This window comes from Spirosoma jeollabukense (assembly GCF_054777855.1).
In genome coordinates this window covers 1203527-1226688 of sequence record NZ_BAAHAD010000002.1, presented here as the reverse complement: position 1 = coordinate 1226688, position 23162 = coordinate 1203527, and the positions used below count along the sequence as shown (strand labels likewise).

The 23162-nt window shown below is 48.7% G+C and carries 20 protein-coding genes; 8 read left to right on the top strand and 12 right to left on the bottom strand.

Features of this window, described 5'->3' with window-relative positions; all coding sequences use genetic code 11:
- Positions 1-131: 131 nt before the first annotated feature.
- The 7 genes from ACYVEA_RS13450 to ACYVEA_RS13420 all read left to right on the top strand — a co-directional run bounded on the left by ACYVEA_RS13450 (position 132) and on the right by ACYVEA_RS13420 (position 6805).
- Positions 132-971, top strand: coding sequence for an alpha/beta fold hydrolase (locus ACYVEA_RS13450; RefSeq protein ID WP_461113944.1), 840 nt, complete (start codon positions 132-134; stop codon positions 969-971).
- A 79-nt stretch (positions 972-1050) separates the two neighbouring features.
- Positions 1051-2157, top strand: coding sequence for a LamG domain-containing protein (locus ACYVEA_RS13445; protein WP_461113943.1), 1107 nt, complete (start codon positions 1051-1053; stop codon positions 2155-2157).
- Positions 2158-2348: 191 nt separating this feature from the next.
- Positions 2349-3164 (top strand): RpnC/YadD family protein, encoded by an 816-nt coding sequence (locus ACYVEA_RS13440; protein WP_461113942.1) that lies wholly within the window; start codon positions 2349-2351, stop codon positions 3162-3164.
- A gap of 48 nt (positions 3165-3212) precedes the next feature.
- Positions 3213-3857 (top strand): hypothetical protein, encoded by a 645-nt coding sequence (locus ACYVEA_RS13435; protein ID WP_461113941.1) that lies wholly within the window; start codon positions 3213-3215, stop codon positions 3855-3857.
- On the top strand, positions 3854-5275 hold the full coding sequence (locus ACYVEA_RS13430) for a glycosyltransferase family 39 protein (RefSeq protein ID WP_461113940.1): 1422 nt from the start codon (positions 3854-3856) through the stop codon (positions 5273-5275). Before ACYVEA_RS13435 ends, ACYVEA_RS13430 begins: the two co-directional genes overlap by 4 nt.
- Before the next feature lie 279 nt (positions 5276-5554).
- Complete coding sequence (locus ACYVEA_RS13425) at positions 5555-6253, top strand: CPBP family glutamic-type intramembrane protease (protein WP_461113939.1); 699 nt, start codon at positions 5555-5557, stop codon at positions 6251-6253.
- 120 nt (positions 6254-6373) lie between these two features.
- Entirely contained in the window at positions 6374-6805 is a 432-nt protein-coding gene (locus tag ACYVEA_RS13420; RefSeq protein ID WP_461113938.1) for a VOC family protein, read from the top strand.
- Between the two features lie 41 nt (positions 6806-6846).
- Here the strand turns inward: ACYVEA_RS13420 and ACYVEA_RS13415 are convergent, their stop codons facing one another.
- The 9 genes from ACYVEA_RS13415 to ACYVEA_RS13375 all read right to left on the bottom strand — a co-directional run bounded on the left by ACYVEA_RS13415 (position 6847) and on the right by ACYVEA_RS13375 (position 16269).
- A complete protein-coding gene (locus ACYVEA_RS13415; RefSeq protein ID WP_461113937.1) occupies positions 6847-8127 on the bottom strand; it encodes a sensor histidine kinase in 1281 nt (426 codons plus the stop codon).
- Between the two features lie 103 nt (positions 8128-8230).
- Positions 8231-9604, bottom strand: a complete 1374-nt coding sequence (locus tag ACYVEA_RS13410; protein ID WP_461113936.1) for a sigma-54-dependent transcriptional regulator — start codon at positions 9602-9604, stop codon at positions 8231-8233.
- 92 nt (positions 9605-9696) lie between these two features.
- Positions 9697-10065, bottom strand: coding sequence for a four helix bundle protein (locus tag ACYVEA_RS13405; RefSeq protein WP_461113935.1), 369 nt, complete (start codon positions 10063-10065; stop codon positions 9697-9699).
- Between the two features lie 51 nt (positions 10066-10116).
- Positions 10117-10248 (bottom strand): hypothetical protein, encoded by a 132-nt coding sequence (locus ACYVEA_RS13400; protein ID WP_461113934.1) that lies wholly within the window; start codon positions 10246-10248, stop codon positions 10117-10119.
- Positions 10238-11392, bottom strand: a complete 1155-nt coding sequence (locus tag ACYVEA_RS13395; protein WP_461113933.1) for an ABC transporter permease — start codon at positions 11390-11392, stop codon at positions 10238-10240. The genes ACYVEA_RS13400 and ACYVEA_RS13395 overlap by 11 nt, the downstream gene beginning before the upstream one ends.
- A gap of 50 nt (positions 11393-11442) precedes the next feature.
- Positions 11443-12690 (bottom strand): ABC transporter permease, encoded by a 1248-nt coding sequence (locus ACYVEA_RS13390; RefSeq protein ID WP_461113932.1) that lies wholly within the window; start codon positions 12688-12690, stop codon positions 11443-11445.
- An 89-nt stretch (positions 12691-12779) separates the two neighbouring features.
- On the bottom strand, positions 12780-13442 hold the full coding sequence (locus tag ACYVEA_RS13385) for an ABC transporter ATP-binding protein (protein ID WP_461113931.1): 663 nt from the start codon (positions 13440-13442) through the stop codon (positions 12780-12782).
- 89 nt (positions 13443-13531) lie between these two features.
- The gene (locus ACYVEA_RS13380) at positions 13532-14998 is read right to left on the bottom strand and encodes a TolC family protein (protein ID WP_461113930.1); all 1467 of its coding nucleotides are present in this window, start codon (positions 14996-14998) and stop codon (positions 13532-13534) included.
- A 5-nt stretch (positions 14999-15003) separates the two neighbouring features.
- Positions 15004-16269: an efflux RND transporter periplasmic adaptor subunit gene (locus ACYVEA_RS13375; RefSeq protein ID WP_461113929.1), complete on the bottom strand. Its 1266-nt coding sequence runs from the start codon at positions 16267-16269 to the stop codon at positions 15004-15006.
- A gap of 422 nt (positions 16270-16691) precedes the next feature.
- Here ACYVEA_RS13375 and ACYVEA_RS13370 point away from each other — a divergent pair, with 422 nt between their 5' ends.
- Entirely contained in the window at positions 16692-18977 is a 2286-nt protein-coding gene (locus ACYVEA_RS13370; protein WP_461113928.1) for a GH92 family glycosyl hydrolase, read from the top strand.
- A gap of 128 nt (positions 18978-19105) precedes the next feature.
- Here the strand turns inward: ACYVEA_RS13370 and ACYVEA_RS13365 are convergent, their stop codons facing one another.
- The 3 genes from ACYVEA_RS13365 to ACYVEA_RS13355 are packed head-to-tail and all read right to left on the bottom strand — an operon-like array spanning position 19106 to position 23063.
- A complete protein-coding gene (locus ACYVEA_RS13365; RefSeq protein ID WP_461113927.1) occupies positions 19106-20086 on the bottom strand; it encodes an NADPH:quinone oxidoreductase family protein in 981 nt (326 codons plus the stop codon).
- Between the two features lie 38 nt (positions 20087-20124).
- Positions 20125-22740 carry an FtsX-like permease family protein gene (locus tag ACYVEA_RS13360; protein ID WP_461113926.1) on the bottom strand — a complete coding sequence of 872 codons (2616 nt, stop codon included), beginning with the start codon at positions 22738-22740 and terminating at the stop codon, positions 20125-20127.
- A complete protein-coding gene (locus tag ACYVEA_RS13355) occupies positions 22737-23063 on the bottom strand; it encodes a PadR family transcriptional regulator (protein WP_461113925.1) in 327 nt (108 codons plus the stop codon). The genes ACYVEA_RS13360 and ACYVEA_RS13355 overlap by 4 nt, the downstream gene beginning before the upstream one ends.
- Between the last annotated feature and the right edge of the window lie 99 nt (positions 23064-23162).

Genomic DNA, 23162 nt, shown 5'->3' with positions numbered 1-23162 from the left:
GTTTTCTCTTTATCAGCGGGTTACCCGTTTGTACAAACTTGAACGCAAGTTGAACGACATTGAACGGACCGTTGGCCAGCAAATTCGCAGGTTTGTTTCCGTTCGTTTTACCAAATGTACAGAAACAACCCATGAAAAACTGGCGTCGCGCCCTCATCGGCTGGCTTATTGCGCTCATGCATACAGCCGTTGCTCAACCGAAAATCCCCTACGGAAACAATTCGCAGGCTGGTCATTACCACAACGTAGGTGATGCCAGACTCTATTATGAAATCTACGGAAAAGGTAAGCCCATCGTCCTCCTGCACGGTGGTTTGTTCGGCTACATTGACGAATACGAATTCCTGATACCGAAGCTAGCCCAAACCCATCAGGTAATCGCGATTGGTACCCGAGGCCACGCCAAATCAGAAATTGGTACCAAACCCTTTTCGTATGCTCAATTAGCCGACGATGCCTATGCCGTTATTCGAAGCCTGACCAAAGACAGTGTTCTTGTACTCGGTTTCAGCGACGGTGGTATCACCGGGTATAATCTTACGGCTAAACACCCTGAACTGGTTCGGAAATTGATCGCGGTTGGTTCGCCGAGACGGCCCAGTGATCGGACGCTAAGCACTGAGGAAGAAGGAAAAATGACCACCGAACGACTGGATAAGATCGCGCCTGATTTTGTAAAATCCCGAAAACAGCTCATGCCCGAACCGGCTCGCTGGCCTGAGCTTCTGGATAAGCTGGACCAAATGTGGAATCAGCCCACTTTCATTTCTGACAAAGAACTTCACCAGATCAAATGCCCGGTTCTGGTCATGGCTGGCGATCAGGACCCTTATTTCAAAACCGAAAAGATCACCGAAACCTTTCGGCTGCTTCAACACGGCCAACTCTCTTTAATTCCGAACTGTGGACACGTAGTACTTTACTGCAACTTCCCCGCAGCCTGGGAAGCTATTTTGCCTTTTGTCAAGTAGAATTTTTCGTCTGACCGTGTCGCGATCCAGGTCGTGCATTAGCGAAGCGAAAAGTTTAGTAACCCAATCAACCCATTACATGAAAGCCCAACTAATCACCTTCTTAGTATTCGTCAGCCATTACGTCCTCGCGCAAACGACTGTTCCTTTCGATGATTCACACTGGACAATTGCGGGTAAAATGACAAAAGAATCGTTTCAGGGAAAAGACGGCATTCGCCTGACCGATGGAAAGATCGTTTTGAAAGACAGTACATTTTTAAATGGTACAATCGAGTTTGACATGGCGCTTACTAATACCCGCTATTTCCCCGGATTTGGCTTCCGAATGCGGGACAACAGCAATTATGAAGACGTTTACCTACGTCCACATCGAGTGAACAACCCCGACGCCATGCAATATATGCCGGTCTTTAATGGACAGGAATCCTGGCAACTTTACCACGGCGATGGCTATTCGGCCACCGTAACGTATTCATTAGATGAGTGGATTCATATTAAAATGGTGGTTCGGGGCACGCAGGCAGAGGTATATGTAGGCGATCAGCGTAAGCCTGCGCTGGTGATTCACCAACTAAAACGGGAAGTCAAACCCGGCCGAATTATGCTGGACAACGGCGCTCCGGCACCTGCCATCACGCTATTTGCCAATTTCCAATACACCAAAACGGCTACCCCGACCATGTTAGGGACGTTCAAGCCCGAAGCACCCGCCCAACCCGGTACCATTATGAGTTGGCAGGTTTCTACTACGTTCGACGAGAAGCGGCTACAGACCAGCTACACCATTCCGAAAGATTTGGCTAAACAACTGACGTGGCAAGCTCTGCCGGTCGAATCCTCGGGCATTGCCAACCTGTCCAGAATCAGCAAGTTAGGCGAAGGGGCCAACACGGTTTTTGCGAAAGTGACCATCCTGTCAGACCAACCGCAGATCAGGAAACTCCAGCTTGGCTTCAGCGATCAGGTTAAAGTTTATTGCAATGACCGGTTGCTGTATAGCGGCCAGGATGTTTTCCTGTCCCGAGACTACCGCTTTCTGGGCACCATCGGCTACTTCGACGAGCTTTATCTTGATTTAAAGAAGGGCAAAAACGAACTCTGGATTGCCGTTTCGGAAACCTTCGGAGGCTGGGGTCTCAAAGGAATCATTGCCGATCAAACCGGGATAACAATTGAACTATAAAAGCACGTAACGGGAATCTTCAATTTGCCTGACGTCCAATAATTCATCATTGATTTTATGGTGAGTCTAGTTGTTTAACATGGATTCGAATTCAAAAAAGTTTGAGCATTTTTTGCAACAAGTGTTTGATCTAACAAATGACCTTTGTAACCAATTTAAACTACTTAGCTTATTTATAGTAATTTTGTCGTATGAGTAAACAAGTCAGCCAGTACGACAAGATCTTCAAAGAAAATATAGAAGTCGTCATACCTGGCCTGATGCGAAAAGTACTTGGTATTACAGCCGTTTCGTCTGAGGAATTACCCGATGATATTCAACATACCAAAGAGCGGAAACCAGATGTGTTGAAGAAGATTACTGATGATCAAGGTAAAACATTCGTGTTGCAAATTGAATTCCAAGTAGTTGATGAACCAAAGATGGTTTATCGAATGGCTGAATATTATGTCATGTTAGCGCGTAAATACGAATTACCTGTTGAGCAATTCGTGATTTTCCTGGGCGCATCTGATCCAGAAATGGAAACTCGGCTTGATAGCAATCATATGAAATTTAGTTTTTCTCTTATTTCATTGGCTAACCTTGACTATTGCGTTTTTCTAAAATCTTTTCAACCTGAAGAAGTCGTTTTAGGAATCTTAGCCGATTTTAAAGGAGACAGTCCCGAAAGAGCGTTAAAGCGGATTATTGGCCGTATTGAGGAAACGACAAGGGGTGACTTTTCGTTGAGAAGGTACTTCAATCAGTTGCGTGTGTTAGCGCAATTGCGTAACTTGGAACTAAACTTAAAGAACGCTATGGACAGCATTGCCCAACATATTAATGAGGAAAGAGACGTTCTTTACTTAAGAGGTCTTGATAAAGCAAAAGCGCAAGAACAGGCTAAGTTTGTCACTAATCTATTGATAGAAAGCGATTTCAGTCTGGAACGGATAGCCAAAATTGCAGATGTCTCAGTCGAGTTTGTGACAAACATTCAACACAAACTCTCATCCAATAAGTAAGCTTCCATCTTCTATTACTGATTCGTCAACAGTCTCTATCTTTAGCCAATGGAGCAGCCTGGAAACCTAGCGAACGGCGGCTCAGACATGCGTAAATCTTCGGCGACTCCGCTTTATAAAGCGCGTATCAGGACCAACACCCGGCGATTCTGGTTCATGCAGTTGGTTTATCTGGTGGCGAGTAGCCTTACCCTTTTCGCTATTCTCAGCTTACCGACGAACCAAACCTGGCTCAACACCACTATTGACCGATTCTATAACCAACGACATAAATTAGGGAAGCAGACTGATGTGGCAACCCGAAAACGAGAAGGGTATGGAGACGCTTATGTGTACACCGAACTAATCCGGCAACGCTGTCAACCAGACGATTATTTTCTGATTCCTCCGCAACAGTACCTGATTCGAAAGGCGTACCAGCAAGGCAAGTCGACGGGGTATGCCTGGTTATATCCGAGCGTTTTATATTATCATTTGGGCAAAGCGGTTCATTTGCTGGATATGACGGCTCCAGATTCGCTGTTGCAACGGGCGACGCATACGTTCTGGGTCTACGAGAACAAGATTTTCTTACTGACCTTCAAAGAGCATAACCGGCCGCTGGTGCTTGGCGAATTCAGAAAGTATGACCCGCACTTTTTTGCCTATACGCCCAAACAGGCCCGGGCTTACTATACCCAATCAACACCATGAGCCTGTCAATTGTGCTTGTCGTTATCGGCCAATTCCTGATTGGTTTCGGTTTAATTACTCGCCTGCGCGTGGCCACCAATGGGTTTAGTTTAGCAGGATTGTCCATGCTGGTAGGCATGGGAGTCAGTTCTGTGCTGCCCTTCATCGTGCAGTTTGCTCACCTGCCTATCGCCCCCAAGCCTGTATTTGTAGGTCTGGGCGTCGTAGCGTTTCTATCGCTGTACCTGCTACGTGGTCAGTTGGCTTATCTACGCAAAATAGCTTCATGGCGTCGACTTTCGGTTCGCTTGTGCGAATTGCCTTTCCTAGCCTTCTGGGCGTACCTGTTGTTCATCAGCGCCTGGAAATGTGCATGGTTTCCAAACCAGCCATTCGACACCATCGTTGGGCCAGATCTGGTTGCTACGTTTGCGGTTAAGGAGCATACCCTTGTTTCCTCGGTCTTCACGGAGCATTTGCCTTCGGTCTCGGTTTTCAGCAACCAGCCGTTCTACGCGCCATTTACGGCCATGCAGCAGGTCATTTATTTGCTGGCCGCCGAAGGGCATGGGCCGTTTGCCTTCGGAAAAGTGTGGCTTACGGTTCTGGTACTAGCTTTTGGCGTGTTTCTCTATGCTGAACTCCGCGAACGAATCCATCCGCTCCTGGCGGGGATTTTAGTAACCCTCCTGGCCTGTACCCCCGAACTATTTGCCTATACCTTGCTGGTTCAGACGGACTGGGCCAATGCTGCCTTTTTTGCGGCTGGCGTTATCTTGCTGGAACGATACCTTGAGTCTGACCAACGCCGATATCTGACAGGCAGCACCTTGTTGTTCGCTCTTGCCTGCTGGACACGTACCGAAACCATTTTCTTCGTACCCATTGGCTCATTACTGGTGTTTGCCAAAACGATTCGATCGTCTCCAAAGAAGGCCATTTACCGGTCAGCCTACCTCTTTTTGGGCTGTCTCCTACCAGTACTTTTCTGGAACTACGGCTTTCTCCGCAGCTACGTACCGCTACCTCCTCACACGTCATTAGGATCAATACATGGCATAACGGAAGGTTACGTTGCCCATCTCCTTCAGATTTATAAGAGCATGAACGCACAGGTAGTTTTCGACGCCGATTACTGGAATTATGCCGTACCAACCTTCCTCTTCCTGACCGTGCTCAATATCATTAGTTTCCGCGACAAACATGGACTGAGCCTGCTTATCTGGATAGCCGCCGTCTATGTTCTGTTTGGCTTATTTATTCAGCACATCGACGGTGCAAACATTCCCTACACGTTCCGCCGGGGATTTTTTAAATTGCTGTTTCTGATGTATGTCTATCTCGGCACCACGAGCTTATTTCGCTGGTTTTCGGCCTGGCTTTATCGGTGGGAAGGACGACCCGATAACTCCGCGATTAGCCTACAGTCGGGTTCTTAAAGTTGGGCGCACAGTTTCGTTCGGTACAATTGATTCGCCAGAACGTATCATCACCAAGTAGCGAATCAGTTTTTTTAAGCGTTTAGGTTACCCATACCTTTACGGCGCTCACTTTTTTAACTCATAACCAACTCCTATTCGAGGGAATGTTGTTCGGTCTTTTGTGCATTATGCTATATTAGGTGGACGATCCCGCATACGTATAATACGTATTTCAGGAGACAGAGCTGATGCTCCAGTCGAATAATGTCAACCGACACATTAAAGCAAATACCTGTAATGAAACAACTTGTACTTCCTATTTTCGTATTTGCATTATTGGCCTTTGCTTTTTCATGGGCAGTCAATCAATTCTTACCGGCACTTACCTGGTTCGACATTGATGTGAAAGAAATTATGACAGGGTTTGGTCCTGCGCTGTCCGGCTTGATCTGTTACCGGATTTTCGGCATTCCTAATACGTTCAAACTGTCTTTAGCCGGAAGCAAACCAGCCGTAGTAGGTGGCATTGCTTTTTTGAGTCTTCTGCTTCCGGTTTTATTCAGCCATGAGGCCAATAAAGTTGGGGTGACAGGCCTTGTTTTAACTCAATTCATCTACACGTTGGGCGAAGAATTTGGTTGGCGCCATTATCTGCAAAACGTGGTAGCGGGCTTAACCAAATGGCAACAAGCCCTGATCATCGGGACAATATGGTTTTTCTGGCATTATGCCATCCTGAACGACCCAACAACGATGTTAACCGGAAAACCTGTCCCTTTTTATGTCGGTATTCCTTTATTTGTGGGCTTGTTGGTGTTGCTTTCCAAATTATTCGGCGATATAGTCGTACGGACCCAGGCGGTTTTATTACCTGTTGTGCTGCACTTCATTGGCAAAGTGAGCAATGGATATATTCTGCTGGGTTCCTACATTCTTGTCGTGGCAATCTACCTGATGTGGAATAGAATTGAGTTTAGAAAACAATCGTTAAATTAAATAGCTTGCGTAATTAACTACTACGTATTTTGACTTGCGGCCCAGGGCGAACAGCCCCGTAAAGGCCACTTATGATGACTTGAGTGAACTGATAGCAGATAACCAGTAAAGTAAACCAGTATGACACAGGTAGCAGTAACGCTTAATCCGCATCTTTTCTTTGGTGGAAATTGCCAGGATGCCATGGAGTTTTATAAGGGTATTTTTGGAGGGGAATTAATATTGACTCCTTATAGTGAGGGCCCTGCCGACGCTCATAAAGACCCCAAAGCCAACAGTGCGGAGATGAAGACAAAAATTATGTTTGCCAAGTTAAGTGGCGACATTGTGCTTTTGGCGAGTGATAATCCCCATAACACCGACGCCAAAAACACCGGGCAGTTTGGTTTATCTCTGGAAAGCTCCGATGAGGTTCGATTAAAAGGATACTTTGAAAAACTTGCCGAAAAGGGTCAGATAACGGCTCCACTCATCAAACAGTTCTGGGGAGATACATTTGGTATGGTAACCGACCAATTCGGTGTAAACTGGATGGTTACCATTACTACGTGAGAGTTTAGGCCTGCCCGAAGCCCCATTGTCACCTGATTGACTCACTCAAACTCGATCAGAAATTCAGTCCAGCCAGTTTCGCTGGTTTTTAGTGAGAATGGAAACTGGTGATTCAGCAGCACTTCGCGGGTGAGTGTCAGACCAATGCCCTGTCCGTCGGGTTTGGTACTGTAGAATGGGTTAAACAGATTGACTGCCAGTACCTCGGGAATGGGTTCGCCATTGTCGCGGATGAGCACGTAGCGGGTAGTGCTGATTACCTCTACATGCTGACCCGGTTCGCAGGCTTCGAGTGCGTTTTTCACGATGTTGACCAGTACCTGTTCCATCTGCTCGACATCCACCAGACGAACATTCTCTTCGTTGCTAATGCTGGTCAGCGAAACATTGCGGGCAGCCGCCTGCGGCTGCATCAACCGAACTACGCTTCGCACAATAGCGCTCACATCCATGGGTCGTTTTTGGGGTTGAGGCAAGCGTACTACGTCGGCAAATCGGCGCATGAAGCGATTCAGGCGATCGTTGCGTTCGATCGCTACCCGAACGGCATGTTTCACATCGGGCTCGTTCACATAGGATTGCGTAACGTCGAGAATCGAGTTGACCGCGCCAATGGAGTTGTTCACCTCATGCGCCATCATCCGAATCACTTTACTATACGCTTTTTTCTCCGATGCCAGAATCTCCGGCGTCAGTTCTTCAATCATCAGGAACGACCGCCGGAAACCCCGATCCATGAAGAAAGAACGTAGCACTTTATAGGTTTCCAGGCCGTTCGGCTTCATAATCCGCGACTCACCATCGTCCATATCAGCGAGTTGAGCCAGCAATGAATAGCCAATTTCAGCCAGTTCTTTACCCACTACGTCGTCGGGCTGCACAGAAAGTAGCTGGCTCGCCCTGGGATTGACCGACGCAATGCGACCATCGAAATCAAAGATCAGGATGGCAATGGGGGCTGCTTCGATGAGTTTGTTCAGAAAAAATTGCTGTTCCACCTGCCGCGTACGCTCCTGCCGGAGCTGGTCGATCATGAGGTTATAGACGGTTATCAATTCATCGACTTCCCGATTACCAGTCGGCACGAATTTGACCGTAAAGTCCTTATCTTTAATGGCTTCAATGCCCGATGCGATAAACTCCGAAGGTTGCTGAAATTGCCGGTAAATACGGATAGCGAAATAAAGCGACAACAAGAGGCCAAGTTCGCTGGCAATAAACAGCGGCTTGTTCTGTTGAAATACCAAAAATAACAACCCGGTAATTGCCACATGAACAGCAACGATGTAGAGCAAATAACGGGTGCGAAAACTGACGTGCATAGTTTTTTAAACACAGAGGTAGCCGAGAAAAATACAGAGATAACAGAGAATCTTTTTTTGTATTCTCTGTGCAGGCCCTCCGTTCCCTCTGTGTTTAAGCAACCTACTCCTCTGCATAGGGAATGCCAAATTTCTCTAATCGACGGTAGAGCGCAAAACGGGTAATTCCCAATGCCCGCGCAACTTTAGCAACCCGGTTTTGGTGAAACGCCATCGCCCGCTGAATCATCTGGTATTCCATTTCTTCCAGCGTCATGGTGCCAACGTCTGGCAAAGGGGGTTGGGCCTGGAGCAGAGGGGACGAACCGGATACCAGGTTTCGTTCGAAGTCGTCGGGTTGCAGTTCGTCATTGACTGATAGCAGAACGGTACGTTCAACCCCGTTTTTCAGTTGTCGAATGTTGCCCGGCAACGGGAGGTTTTTCAACCATTTCTGCGCCGATGGACTCACGCGAAGGGCTGGGCGACTATAAATCGTTTTCAGGTTATCGACAAAGTACGAAACGAGCAGAGGAATGTCGCCGGGTCGTTCGCGCAGGGCGGGCAGGTGTACGGTGATGAGGTTGATCCGGTAAAATAAATCCTCACGAAATTGCCCTTTGCTGACCATCTCTTCCAGATTCCGATTTGTCGCACAGATGATACGCACATCCACCGTTCGGGATTTGCTGCTGCCCAGCGGTTCAAAGGTTCGATCCTGCAACACACGTAGCAGTTTGACCTGGCTGGTCATGTCGAGGTCGCCAATCTCGTCCAGAAAAATAGAGCCTTTATTCGCCAGTTCGAACCGACCGACGCGATCCGTTTTAGCATCGGTAAACGCCCCCCGTACGTGTCCAAACAGTTCGCTTTCAAACAGGGTCGATGAGATTCCGCCCAGGTTCACTTTTACAAATGGCTGGCGTTGACGACGGCTGTTCTGATGAATGGCTTCGGCAATAAGTTCTTTACCCGTGCCGCTCTCGCCTGTGATGAGCACCGGCGCATCCGTTGGCGCCACGCGCCCGATGGTCGTCAGGATCGCCAGCAAATTCGGGTCTTCACCTACAATGTTATCGAACCGAAATTGCTGGTCGAGTTTCCGGCGATTGGGTGAGCCAGGGGCTGTCTGAGCCAGATTTAGCGCCGTACGCACCGACTGCACGAGGTATTCATTCTTCCAGGGCTTCGTGATAAAGTCCTTTGCACCGGCTTTCATACCCTCCACGGCGAGGTCGATACTTCCCCAGCCCGTAATCAAAATAACCGGTACGTTCGGCAACCGCTCCCGAATCCGACGTAGCAAACGCAAGCCATCGTCGCCGGACGTATCGACCGAAAAATTCATATCCAGCAGGATCAGTTCGGGCGTTTCTTCATTCAGAATCTCGAACGTCTCGAATGGGCCGTCGGCTACACGCACCGCAAATCCTTCTTTCCGAAACAGCAAGGAAAGTGAGGTTTGAATGGCTATATCGTCGTCAATGATTAAGAGCATGGTGGCAGGGAGCGTGGAGCAAGGGGCAGGAAGCGTGGGGCATGGAACAGACTCTTGCTTTTATTTCCCCGCACCATGCCCCAAGCTCCCTGCTATTTAGGAAGTAGAGCTTTCTGGAAATTATTGATTTTTCGACTGAGATGCTCAAGTTTATCAAACAAGTTTTGCTTTATTTCTTCGGTAATATGCTCACGACGCTGAATAACAACTAGAATATTGGCACACTCGTAGCAGGAACGACGGGCATAATTTAGAAATTGATAAAACTCCTTTGACGATACAGAACCCGATCCCTCACAAATATTATTAGAAACACTCATCGTCGCTCCTCGCAGTTGCTCAGCAAAACGATACAATCGTTTTCCTTCTAAACTATCAGCGATATCAAGTAAATTATCACCGAGTTCAATAGCAAATTGCCAGATTTCCAGGTTTTCAAATCGAAATTGCGTTCTTTTCATAAAGTACACTATAGCTACGTTTAGGCTACAATATACTCTTTTGCAAGAAGTCTAGTGCATGGGGCGCGGTGCAAGGCGCTTGAGGGATGTATCAATGAGTCCAAATTCAAAACTTCGTTCCCAGCGGCACGTTCCCAACCACCAGGCTCCGCGCACCAGGCCCCGCGCTTCATCACTCCTCATGAAGGGCCGTGGCCGGTTGAATCAGCGCGGCTTGCCGACTTGGGAACAAGGCACACAGCGTAACAATACCATAGATGACCAATATCGAAATAATGATGGCCGTTATGTAAACGCCCGATTGTACATCGAAGACGTTCAATAGAGGGAACTGGATGGCAAACAGCAGACCAATAAGCATGGCGAACGTAGCCAGTACCCATATTTCGCCGACGAACTGCGTTGAAATACCGCTCCCCGTAGCCCCCAACGCGCGACGCAATCCAATTTCGCCCCGGCGTTTGGCAATGCTCAGATTCAACACGCCAAACAGGCCAAGGGCTACGTTGATTAACAGGAAACTGCACACAACGAGCGCAATAATAACCGGAACCAGCACCAGATTATGCTGATTCTTTCGCGAATCAGTTAGGTAATCGACTTCCACGCTCCAGCCGGTCAGCATCGACGCAACATCTTTCACAATTTTAGCCTCAAAAACCGCGTCCGTTCCGGGTTTTACTTTAATCAGCATGGTATCATTCCAGGGCTCACTGGCATTCACTAATTCAAATATGGCGGGTTTGTTGGCCATAAATTCACCTTTGGCTTTAAAATTATCGATTATCCCAACAACCCGAAATTTTTCACTTATCACTTTCCCCAACGGATTTTCGTCGCCAAATAATCCCTCTTTGGCCTTTTGGTTGATGACAATCGGCTTGAATTTGCCCACACTATCAACATTCCGGTACCATTTCCCGACAGGCACAGGGATGTCCAGCGTTTTCGCAAAACCCTCATCGGTTACGTACGTATCGGCCGATATTTTCCGCTTGTTATATTCGAAGCCATTGTTCATCTGGTTGGCTGAGAATGGGAAATTACTGCTCATCCGGGACACGGATTCTACCTCGCGGTAGGCCTTCAGTCGTTGCACGATACGTTGTAGCTTATTCGCTACGTCGGTTGTATCCTCATTACTCTTCAGGCTTATAGCCCAGACGTTGTCATACGAGAAACCCAAAGGCTGCCTGTAATTTCTCAGATTGACAACAATCAATGTTGCCAGACCGAAGAGTACCATAAACGAAGCCCAGATTTCGACGATCAGCAAGGAGTGGGCCTTCTTCTTGTTCCAGATTAATGTAAACAGATGATGTAGCATAGGTGATTTGGGGTTGGGCATGGGGCATGGGCATAAAAATCCCCTCTGCCCTATGCTTTTAACGCTTCAGCAATATTAAGTTTCGACATGCGCAGGGCGGGCAACACGCCCGATAAAAGTCCGAAAACCAGGCAAACCAATAGACTGATAACGAACACGTTCACATTGATAGTCAGGTCGGCGTAGGCAATCCAGCCGCTGTTATTGATAAGTTTAATAACAATCAGCGTCAGGATCAGGGCGATGGTTCCGCCAATGAACGTAATGAAAATATTCTCAACGATAAATTGCCAGACCAGTGTTTTCACAGGTGCTCCGAATGCTTTCCGAATGCCTATTTCAGACGCCCGTTCCATTATGCGGCTGACGTTTACGTTCACTAAATTAATAGCCGGCAGGCCCATCAGCATGAACAGAATGAAGCCTATTATTCCGTAAAAAATAGCCTTTAAGCCAGGTCCACCTTCCAGAATGGTGCCTATAAAATTTTCGGCATACGGTTCGGCTTTCACGTCCAGGGTCGCATACTTAAACCCATCCTGAATACCAGGCAACGGGATTCGGCTTATATGGCCCTGAAATTCCTCCTGCATACCTTTCAAATCGGATTTATTTTTAGCCAGCAGGATCGCGACGTAACCACCCCGCATACCACTTCGCTGATAGTTGCTTTTGGGCGTTGTGTAGGGAAAATAAACGTCGGCATACGTAAACGGCCGGGTAACGGGGCTGCCTTTCACAACGCCGATTACCTTATAATGAACGTTTTCTATCTCGACATCTTTACCCACAACGGGCGCATCGGAATGATCAAAATACTGCCTTTTGAAATCGTCCGTAATCACCACTACGTAGTCACCGTTAGTAATATTCTGCTCGTTGAAGGGTTTGCCTTCCAGAAACTCAAAGTCCGTTACCTGCCAGAAATCGGCGTCGGTGAATTTGGTATTGAGTTTGATTTTCTGAGAACCCACGTACGCATTGGAACTATTAACAAACGTACAGAGGGTTACCCGCTCGGGCGTTTTCAATGATTTGGCATACTGGGTCAAAAAATTGAAACTCATTGGTCCCGTTTGTCGGCCGGTCCGACCCGAATCCATTTGGGTCATCTGCATGATATAGAGCGATCTGTCACGTTTTATTTCGGGATAATGACTCCCGAAAATATGATCCAGAAAAGAGGTCAGCACCATCAGCACCGTCAGCGTCAGGCTGATGCCAAAGAGCGTAATGAAGGTATAAAACGGATGCCGCAGCAGTACCTTCCAGGCGATTTTTATGTAGTTTAAAAGCATGTTTAAAGAGCGGAAGAGTGAATGAGTGCAAGAGCGAAAGAATAGTTGGCGAGCTTGTCCGCTCATTCACTCTTTCGCCCTTTCACTCTTTATAATACCTGCGTGCCGTCGAATAAGCGAATAAGTCGGTGTGTGCGTTTGGCCATCTGTTCGTCGTGCGTGACCATCACGATGGTAGCACCGTCGTTGTTCAGTTGTTGCAGGATGTTCATGATTTCGTTGCCCATCGCACTGTCGAGATTGCCGGTTGGTTCATCGGCCAGAATGATGTCGGGGTTGCCCACGATGGCCCGGGCAATGGCCACCCGCTGTTTCTGTCCCCCCGATAATTGCTTCGGGAAATGCTTCACGCGATTACTCAAGCCCACTTTTGTTAGCGCTTCTTTCGCGTATTCCTGACGTGGTCGACCATTTTGCGAGCGATACAGCAGCGGAATCTCCACGTTATCGAGCACCGTCAAATCATTGATCAGGTGGAAGCTCTGAAAAATGAAGCCGATTTTCTGGTTACGTAGCCGGGCCAGTTCCTTGTCGCGGTACTGCGTCACCGGCTGTCCATCCAGTTGGACGGTTCCTTTCGACGGCTCATCCAGCAAGCCCATTACGTTCAGTAACGTACTCTTGCCACAACCTGATGGCCCCATGATGGAGACGAACTCACCCTTCTTGATGTTCAGGTTGATGTTGTTTAGCGCCAGCGTCTCGATGGTACTGGTCCGGTAAACTTTTTCGATGTTTTGGAGTGTGATCATGGATTTTAGCGTTGGGCAGCGGGGATGGGGCAGAGGGTTTAGGGCAGAGGGCGAAAAACTCGCGAACCTTTACTCATTGCCCCATGCCCTTACCCCTTTGCTAGTTTAGTGTTTGTTTCAAAATCATATAAAGTCAGTAAGCGAAGCGTGTAATACGCCTGCCAGTAGTCACGCAAGGCTAAAATTGCATCCCGACGGGCGCGGTCCTTATCCTGGGTGGCAATGCCTAAATCCGTTACGCTGAGATCACTCAGTTTAAAGCGATCCTGCGCAATCTGGTACCGATTCTGTGCAATCTGGTCCGCTTTAGCCGTCAGTGTCACTTGCTGATTCAGCATTTGCAGCAGCGTCACCTGCGTAAAAATTTCCTGCTCGAACGTCAGCTTGTCTTGCTCTACGGTTTGCTGGGTCAGTTCGCTATTCGCTTTGGCCGTTTCGACAATCGCTTTGGTGCGACCCCAGGTCATAATCGGAAGGCTAAACTGGAGTGATACGTATTCTCGATTCTGCGGACTTACATACGCTTCACCCAACCGCCCCCCCTGATTGGATAGTCCATAGCCGCCAACTAACGTAGCATTCAGGCCGTTGTTTTTACGCGCCTTTTCCAGATCCCGGCTGGCTTCCAGCATCCGTCGCCGGAACCCAATGGCTGCCGACCGATTCGAGCCGGCTTCGTCAATTGCTCGTCTTACATCGACCGCAAATACCGGAATCTGATTTGGAATCGCCAGTTCGAGTGGGCGCGTCGGGCCGGTGTCCTCATCGCGATATCCAATAAACGTTTTTAGCTTTAGTGAGGCCACAGCCGCCATTTGCTGGGCGGATGCCAGATCTTTTTCGGCATTCAGTACGCTCAACTGAAGTTGCAGCAAGTCGTTCTGCGAGATCTTACCAAGTTCGAGTTTATGGAGCGCGATTTTGTAAAGCGTGTCGTTGTTCACCCGATTTGTCTCGGCAATCTGTAGATTCACCTGCGCCACCAGCAGATCAAAATACAACGTAGTGGCCGATACCGAAACCTGTTCAAGGTTTTCAATGAATTGCTGATTTCCTTCGGCAAATAACAGCGGCTGAATCCGCCGATCCCAGCGCATGGGGTTGAAGCGAAACAGAGGTTGCGTTAGCTCAATGCCAAATGGCACGACATTATACAGGGTGTTATTCTGGATGAAATTATCGAATCGCTGGAGCTGCGTCTGTACGGAAATTGTTCCGCCCGTTGGCGCAATCGTCTGGCTCAGTGATAGATTCAGAATAGAGTTGTTGTACGATACGGGCTCGAACCGGATGTTGCCATCGGGTTGTACGACCTGAATATAGGAGCGTGTGAAGTTAGGCAACGTACCGTCCAGACTGAGTTGCGGTTTATACTGCGCCAGAAACGAGCGGTACGACCAGATGTTTGTGCGCTGTTGCGTATTGGCCCGTTTTGCCGATACCGACTGTGCCTGAGCCAGTTGCAGTACATCGGTCAATGTCATCGGTTGCGTTTGGCCGAACGTTTGCCCGATTACAGCCAGCCAACCCATCATGAACAGATAAAAACGATTCATAGTGGTTAACGGTTAGTTTTTGGGTCAATCGTGATTTCCTCCAGATGCTCATACTGGCTCAGATCAGTCGTAATAACGCGCTCACCCGCTTGCAACCCATTCTTGATCTCCACGAAATCGAAGTTCGACAAGCCCAGTTCCACCTCCCGACGGTGCGCTACGTTCCCGTCTTTGGGCAGCACATAGATAAACTGCTTCCGTTTACCCTTAAACGCCGGTCCGTTTGCCACGCGCACAGCCCTGGCTACGCGATCCGTAATGACGAACACGTCGGCCTTCATGTTGGGTCGCAACGAGGCATGCGCACTGTTATCCAGTTGAATTACGAACTGAATGATCCCATTTTTGACGGCCGGTTTCACTTGTGTGATCAGCCCGCGCAGGTTGGTTTCGTTGATCTTGACAATCACCGGCAAACCCGACTTCAGCTGTTCGGCATATACGTCGGAACAGGACCCTTCAACCCGGAAACTCCGCAGATCGGCCAGTTTCGCTAATATTTCTCCTTCGTTCACCGATGAGCCAATGTTCTCGTTAACCCAGGTCAGCACACCCGGACGGTCGGCGACAATATCGGCCTGCTTGATTTTATAGGTCAGTTCTTTCAGGCTTTTCTCCTCGATTTGCGCCTGGAGGGTTGTTTCGCGCAGGCTGGCACTCATTGACTGCCGATTGTAGGCAAGGTCGTTCTCCAGTTGTTTTTTCTCCAACTCAGCCACACGTAGTGAATTCTCCGCGCGGGTTACATCTTCGCCGGTGCTCCCTCCTACTTTCTGCAAGCGACGAGCACCATCCAGATCAGCGCGTAGCCGATTGATATTAAGCAATTTGATTTGATCATTCACTTCGGCATCGTAGAGACTTTTGTTGAGTTTCATCCGCAGTTGATCGATGCCATTACGTTTCAACGCCAGTTGATCATTCAGTTTTTCCAGTTCGATTTGCGTCAGGGATTTGTCGAGGTCCAGAATCGGCTGACCGGGTTTTACGGCCGTGCCGGGTGTGAGCAGTACCCGCCGGATGCTGGCCCGAATGGGACTCGTATAGATCTGTTCGTAGGCGGGTATGACTTCACCCGTCGCGTTGAGTGAATTTTCAACGGGACCAATTTCTGCCGTTGCTATCCTGATTTTCTCGGCCTCAACGGAGGTCTTCAGGGCATTGCGAGCCCAGGTCAGCACGAGTGCTAAAGCAACGATAATCGTCACCCCCACGATCCAGTTTCGATTGCGGGAGCGATTCGCGATTTTGGGGGCAAGTTCTTTATCCATCATCTGTGCAGTGTCTCACCTATAAAGGTCCAAACAACGTGCCATGAAACAAATAACTGATTTATAGCACTTTGCAAGATCCTACACTCAAGAAAAATGTGCGATTTCGCGTTCAACTGTGCGATTTCGCACGACCAGGTTGCGGTTTGGCATAGTCTCCGACTATGTCATGGCGTTATCCGGTCTCTGACCGGCCTGATAAGTGTGAGATGAATTAATTGTACTAGCTAGCTCAAACCGGTCGGAGACCGGATAACGCCATGCAACTGAGTGCCGGTTGCTCATCTTCACCAATACGTTTTCTAGTATTTAGCCCTTAGCTTTACAGACTGCTTTCATCATTCTAAAAAAATCCTCAAAATTCCGTGTATTCCTTTATACTCCGTGCATCTCTGTGGCACCATTCATTGACTCAAAACAGGATGCGTTTTAGCCTTACTATCCTTTTTCAATGCTTCTTTTTCCTTTCCTACGCCCAACAGAACCTGGTTCACTACGTCCATCCGTTGATTGGTACCGAAAAAATGGGCCACACCTTTCCGGGAGCTACGGTGCCGTTCGGTTCTGTGCAGCTCAGCCCCGATTCCGATACGTTGTCGTATGAACTGAATGGCAAGTACAACGGGGCTGTCTATAAATACTGTGCGGGCTATAAATACGAAGACAAAACGATTGTTGGTTTCAGTCATACACACTTCAGCGGTACAGGGCATTCCGATCTGGGCGATTTTTTAATTATGCCCACACAGGGACCGTTACAACTAAATCCGGGTGTGGCGTCTGATCCAAAAAGCGGGTACCGATCGGCGTTTTCGCACGCCAATGAAGTGGCCGAAGCTGGCTATTATAAGGTTAAACTCGACGATCATACTATTCTGGCGGAGATGACGGCCTCCAGTCGGGTAGGATTTCATCAGTACACTTTCCCCAAGTCTGATCAATCGCACATTATTCTGGATCTGACGCATGGGATTTACAATTACGGCGATAAAGTTGTCTGGACGTATGTGCGCGTTGTAAATGATACGTTGATTACGGGCTACCGGCAGACCAACGGCTGGGCACGAACGCGAACCGTGTATTTCGCCCTGTCGTTTTCCAAACCGTTCAAGTCATACGGGCAGAAGAACCTGGATAAAGCGCAGGTGTACAAAGGCTTCTGGCGCAAGTTTGACCAGACAAAGAACTTCCCGGAGATTGCGGGCAAGCGCATTCGTATGTATTTCGATTTCGACACCAACGAGGGGGAGAAAGTGCAGCTGAAGATGGCCCTGTCGCCGGTTAGTCAGGAAAATGCCCTCGCCAACATGCAGTCCGAAATTCCGCACTGGAACTTTGACCAAACAAAAACAAAGGCGCAGGCCGACTGGAACCGGGAACTGAACAAAATACAGATCGACGCATCCGAAACCGATAAGGTAAATTTTTATACGTCGCTCTATCACACGTTCATTAACCCAACGATGTACATGGATGCCAACGGCCAGTATAAAGGGCTGGATCAGGGCGTTCATTCAGCAACCGGCTTTACGAATTATACGACGTTTTCGCTTTGGGATACGTACCGGGCACTGCATCCATTTTTCAATCTCATTCAGCCAGCGCGGGCCAACGACATGGTGCAATCCATGCTGATGCATTATGACCAGAGTGCGCTCAAAATGCTGCCCATCTGGTCGCACTATGCCAACGATAACTGGTGCATGAGTGGCTACCACAGCGTATCGGTGCTGGCCGATGCCATTGTAAAAGGAACCTTTAAAGGCGATGCCCAAAAAGCCCTGGATGCCTGTATTGCTACGTCCAATCACCGCAGCTACGAAGGTATCGGCGAGTATATCGACAAGGGCTACGTTCCGGCAGCCAGCAATGGAACGTCGGTATCGAATACCCTTGAGTATGCCTACGACGATTGGTCCATTGCCCAACTGGCGAAGAAACTGAATCGGCAGGATGTATTTGATATGTATCGAAAACGCTCCGAAAACTGGCAGAACGTCTTCGACAAGTCGATAGGTTTCATGCGTCCCCGGCTGGCGGATGGTTCATTCAAAAAAGAGTTTGACGTCTATAAAACGGATGGTCAGGGATTTATCGAAGGCAATTCCTGGAACTTCAGCTTTTTCGTTCCCCAGAATCCGGCCGCGCTGATCCAGTATATGGGCGGCCCTAAAAAATTTACGGCCCGACTTGATACGCTGTTTTCCATGCACTTGCCAGACGAGTTTTTTGCCGAAACTGAAGACATCACCCGTGAAGGCATCATCGGCGGCTACATTCACGGCAACGAACCGGCCCACCACATTGCGTATCTCTACAACTGGACCGATCAGCCGTGGAAAACGCAGGAACGCGTTCGCATGATTCTGAATAAGCAGTACAAATCGACTCCCGACGGCCTGGGCGGCAACGACGATTGTGGCCAGATGAGCGCCTGGTACATGTTTTCGTCGATGGGGTTTTATCCGGTAGCGCCGGGTTCAGAAGAATATTCACTAGGCAGCCCTTCGGTCAAGAGTGCTCAACTGAATCTGGAAAATGGGAAGACGTTCACGGTCGAAGCCATTAATCAGGGCGACAAAAATGTGTATGTGCAAAAAGTGCTGTTGAACGGTCAGCCATTAACAAAACCCGTCATTACCCATTCCGATATTATGAAAGGCGGAAAATTGACGTTTTACATGAGCGCCAAGCCGACAAAAAAATAAAGCGCATCCATTCCCGAACGTTTCCCAAAAGAGCGTTTTTTGTCATCCCGACAACGGAGGGATCTTGGGAAACAGCAAAATAATGACTTGCCCGAAGATCCCTCCGTTGTCGGGATGACAAAATGAAATCAGTTGTCCAGCACCACAACAGCCTTACCGATCACTTTGCGTTCCATCATATCGGTGAGGGCCTGCGGGGCTTCGGCCAATGAATACTGTTTCGAAATGTGGGGCGAAATCTTGCCCTCCATCACCCAGGTGGCGATTTCCTGCATATTTTTCAAACTAAGGGCAGCTTCTTTCTGCGTAAACGCTCCCCAGAATACACCCACCAGCGAACTGCCTTTAAGCAACGCCAGGTTGAGCGGGATCTTAGGAATGTCACCGCCAGCAAAACCCACCACCAGATACCGCCCTCGCCAGGCCAGCGATCGAATCGCGGGTTCAGCCCATTTGTCACCTACGGGATCATACACGACGTCAACGCCCTTGCCCTGCGTGATGTCCTTGATACGTTCGCGTACGTCTTCGGTCAAATAATTAATGAGATGCGTAGCCCCTTTCTCCTGACAAACAGCCAGTTTTTCATCGGTAGACGCGGCTGCAATGACGGTGGCGCCCATAAGTTTACCCAACTCAACAGCGGCTAACCCTACTCCTCCGGCGGCTCCCAGAACTAGCAAAGTTTCCCCGGCTTTTAGCTGGGCACGATCTTTCAGCGCGTGGTAGGACGTACCATAGGCATACAAGGTTGAGGCCCCCGTAACGAAATCCATGCCGTTGGGAATGGGAATAGTGACACGGGCATCCGAAAGCCGCTCCTCGGCCAATCCGCCGTGCGAGCCAAATGTAAATACGTGGTCGCCGGGTTTAAGGTGCGTGACGCCCTCTCCTACAGCTTTCACGACACCCGATGATTCGCTCCCCGGCGAAAACGGCAGGGCTGGCTTGAATTGATACATGTTCCGAATCGTGAGCGTATCCGGGAAATTCAGGCTCGTTGCTTTCACCTGAACCAACACCTCGCCAGGGCCGGGCACAGGTGACGGTACGTCTTCGAGGGTCAAGGTATCGGGCAGGCCATACGCTCGGCAAAGAATCGCTTTCATGTTTACGTTCTTGTTGTACTCAGGGAAGTACGCACAAATTACTCAGATCGCAAACTATTCACCGGATTCATCAGAGCCGCTTTTACGCTCTGGAAGCTGACAGTCAGCAAGGTAATAAGCAAAGCTCCCAGACCCGATGCGGCAAAAATCCACCACGACAACTCAGCACGATAGGTGTATTTCTGAATCCATAACTGCATGAAATACCAGGCCATCGGACCAGCAAGGAGGAGCGAAATAACCACCAATAGAATAAAATCCTGGGAAAGCAATTGCCATAGATTGACAACCGATGCCCCCATAACCTTCCGAATGCCAATCTCTTTGGTCCGTTGCTCCATCACAAACGACGCCAGTCCGAACAAGCCCAGACAACTAATGAAGATGGCAAGCACGGCAAAGAAGCTGGCTAGTTTACCAACACGTTCTTCTTCACCGAATTTCCTGGCATATTCCTGGTCGGCAAATTTGTAGTCGAGCGGGTTATCCGGGTCGTATTTTTTATAAACCGCTTCAATTTTGGCCAGGGCCTCAGAGGCACTTTTCGCTGGATTAATTTTAAGTGTTATCAGCGAAAGTCGCTTGTAGTTAACGAAAAAGATCATCTGTTTAACGGGTTCATACGGCGATTGAGTGATCAGATTCTTAACAACGCCAATCACTTTATATTTCCCGTCGCCCCACTGAATGATTTCATTGATTGGATTTTTCAATCCCATGTACGCCACAGCCGCTTCGTTCAGAATAAATCCGGTGGAATCCGTGGAAAATTCTTTGGAGAAATCGCGTCCTTCTTTTATTTGCCAGTCAATCATCTTTCCAAATTCGTGGGTGACACGTAACGTCACGAATTCATCAGCCATATTCGGGGCTTTGCCTTTCCAGCTTAGCCCACTGTTTGTAACATACGTATTGGTAATGGGCGAATCTGTTGCCGCAACTTCCTCAACGGCTCCAGTGTTCAGCAACTCGTCCCGGAACGTAGCAAAATGAGTAATCAGTTCGTCCGTTTTTATTGGAATCGACAGTAAACTGCTACGGTTATAGCCCACCGGGCGATTCTTGGCAAAATCAATTTGTTGAAAAACGATCAGGGTGCCGATAATTAACGTAATCGAAACGGTGAACTGAACGACAACCAGCACTTTACGGGGAAGTGCCGCCAAACGCCCAACCCGGAAGGTCCCTTTTAATACCTTGATGGGCTGAAAAGAGGACAGATAGATAGCCGGGTAACTACCGGCCACCAAGCTGGTCAATAGGCTGAAGCCAAGAGCCGAAAGCCAGAATACTGGATTGGACCACGGGATACTAATCTGCCTGTCGGCAACCGAATTAAATCCAGGAAGGACAAGTAGAACCAGCAATAGGGCGAGCGCAAACGCGAGGCACACTACCAGAAACGACTCGCTGAAAAACTGCAGCATGATTTGCTTTCGTAGCGAGCCAATGGCCTTCCGAACACCCACTTCTCTGGCCCGTTTCTCGCTCCGGGCCGTACTCAAGTTCATGAAATTGATGCAGGCCAGTAACAGCACGAAAAACCCAATAATACTGAACAGCCAGACGTATTGAATTTGTCCGCCTACGTTTACGCCATTCTTAAACTCCGAATATAAATGCCATTTCGGCATGGGCAGCAGGAACAGTTCGGGCTTAAATCGGGCGTCATCGTTGTTTCTTACTTTATTCAGTTTGGCATCCTTAATAGCAACTGATACTTTGTTCATATTAGCATCATCGGCGATCTGAACAAACGTTTGAAACCAGCTATTTCCCCAGTCAAGCCATTCGGGCAAATTCTTCTTTTTCAGTTCCCAGGGCGCGATAAAGGCTAAATCCTGAAACGTAGAATTCTGTGGCAGATCGGCATAAACGCCAGTTACTTTTACCGCCCATTTCTTGTCAAGGTTGATCAGCTTGTTCAACGGATCTGCCTTCCCAAACAGGGCTTTAGCCGCCGATTCGGACAGCAAAATGGAGAAAGGATCTTTGAGTCCCGCCCGGGTGCCTTTCAACATTGTCAGCGCCAGCATTTCCGTGATGTCGGGTTCAATGAAATTCCCGGATTTCGTGATTTTCTGATTGCCAAGCGATAACAGGTAATTACCCGGATAATCAGCCGTGACGGCGTACTTAAAATGGCCTCCGTAACTACTGCGCAGTTCGGGGGCTAGCTGCATTGCCTGGCCAGACCACGTATCGATTTTATCATTGAACGTCTGATTCTGCATCACCTTCGCAATGGAGTCATAATTTGCGTAGGTCTGGTTGTAGGCGAACTCGTTCCAGACCCACAGCCCAATGAGCATAGCAACCGCCATTCCCGTTGCCAGTCCAGCAATGTTTATCGCAGAATATACCTTGTGCTTAGTGAGGTTTCGAAAGGCGATTTTGAGATAGTTCCGTAGCATAGTTGTATAAGTTAGTCTTGAATATTGAGCATCTTGTCGTTTCATCAGCGAGGGACGTAGCAGACTCACTACATCGCATACATAGCGCCAACGCGCTTTTCGCAGGCCAATCTCCGCCACGCGCTGGTGAAACAGCTCGGACAGATCGCCCTCCATCTCCTCCACTCGATAGGGAGCGCAGAACCAGTTTAGCAGATAGGAGGACCATTTCGGCGGCCCAGACCTGGCTTGCTGTCTCATGACCAGGCCGTGTTTGGAATGGCCTGCCACATCTGATTCCGTACCTGTCGTATCTCCTCCAGGGCACGGCGTCCTAACGTCGTTGCGGAATAAAGCCGCTTCCGGCGCCCTCCGCGCTCGGTTGTCATGCCGCCCATTTCAGACTTAACCAGCCCTTTTTCCTGAAGCCGGTTCAGGGCTGAATGCACCGCCCCCAAATTGACCGAGCGGCCCATCTGTTGCTCAATCTCGTTGACGACAGCTGCTCCGTAGGCATCCCCCGAGCGAATCGCTACCGCAAGTAAAACCACTTCCTCAAACTCGCCTAAGTACGTCCCCTTCATACGCCAACAATTAGTTGTGTAAATGTATAACAAATGCCTTGCCAACATCGAAAAAGGGCCATTTCGAGCAGAAATGGCCCTTTTCTATAGGAAATCCTT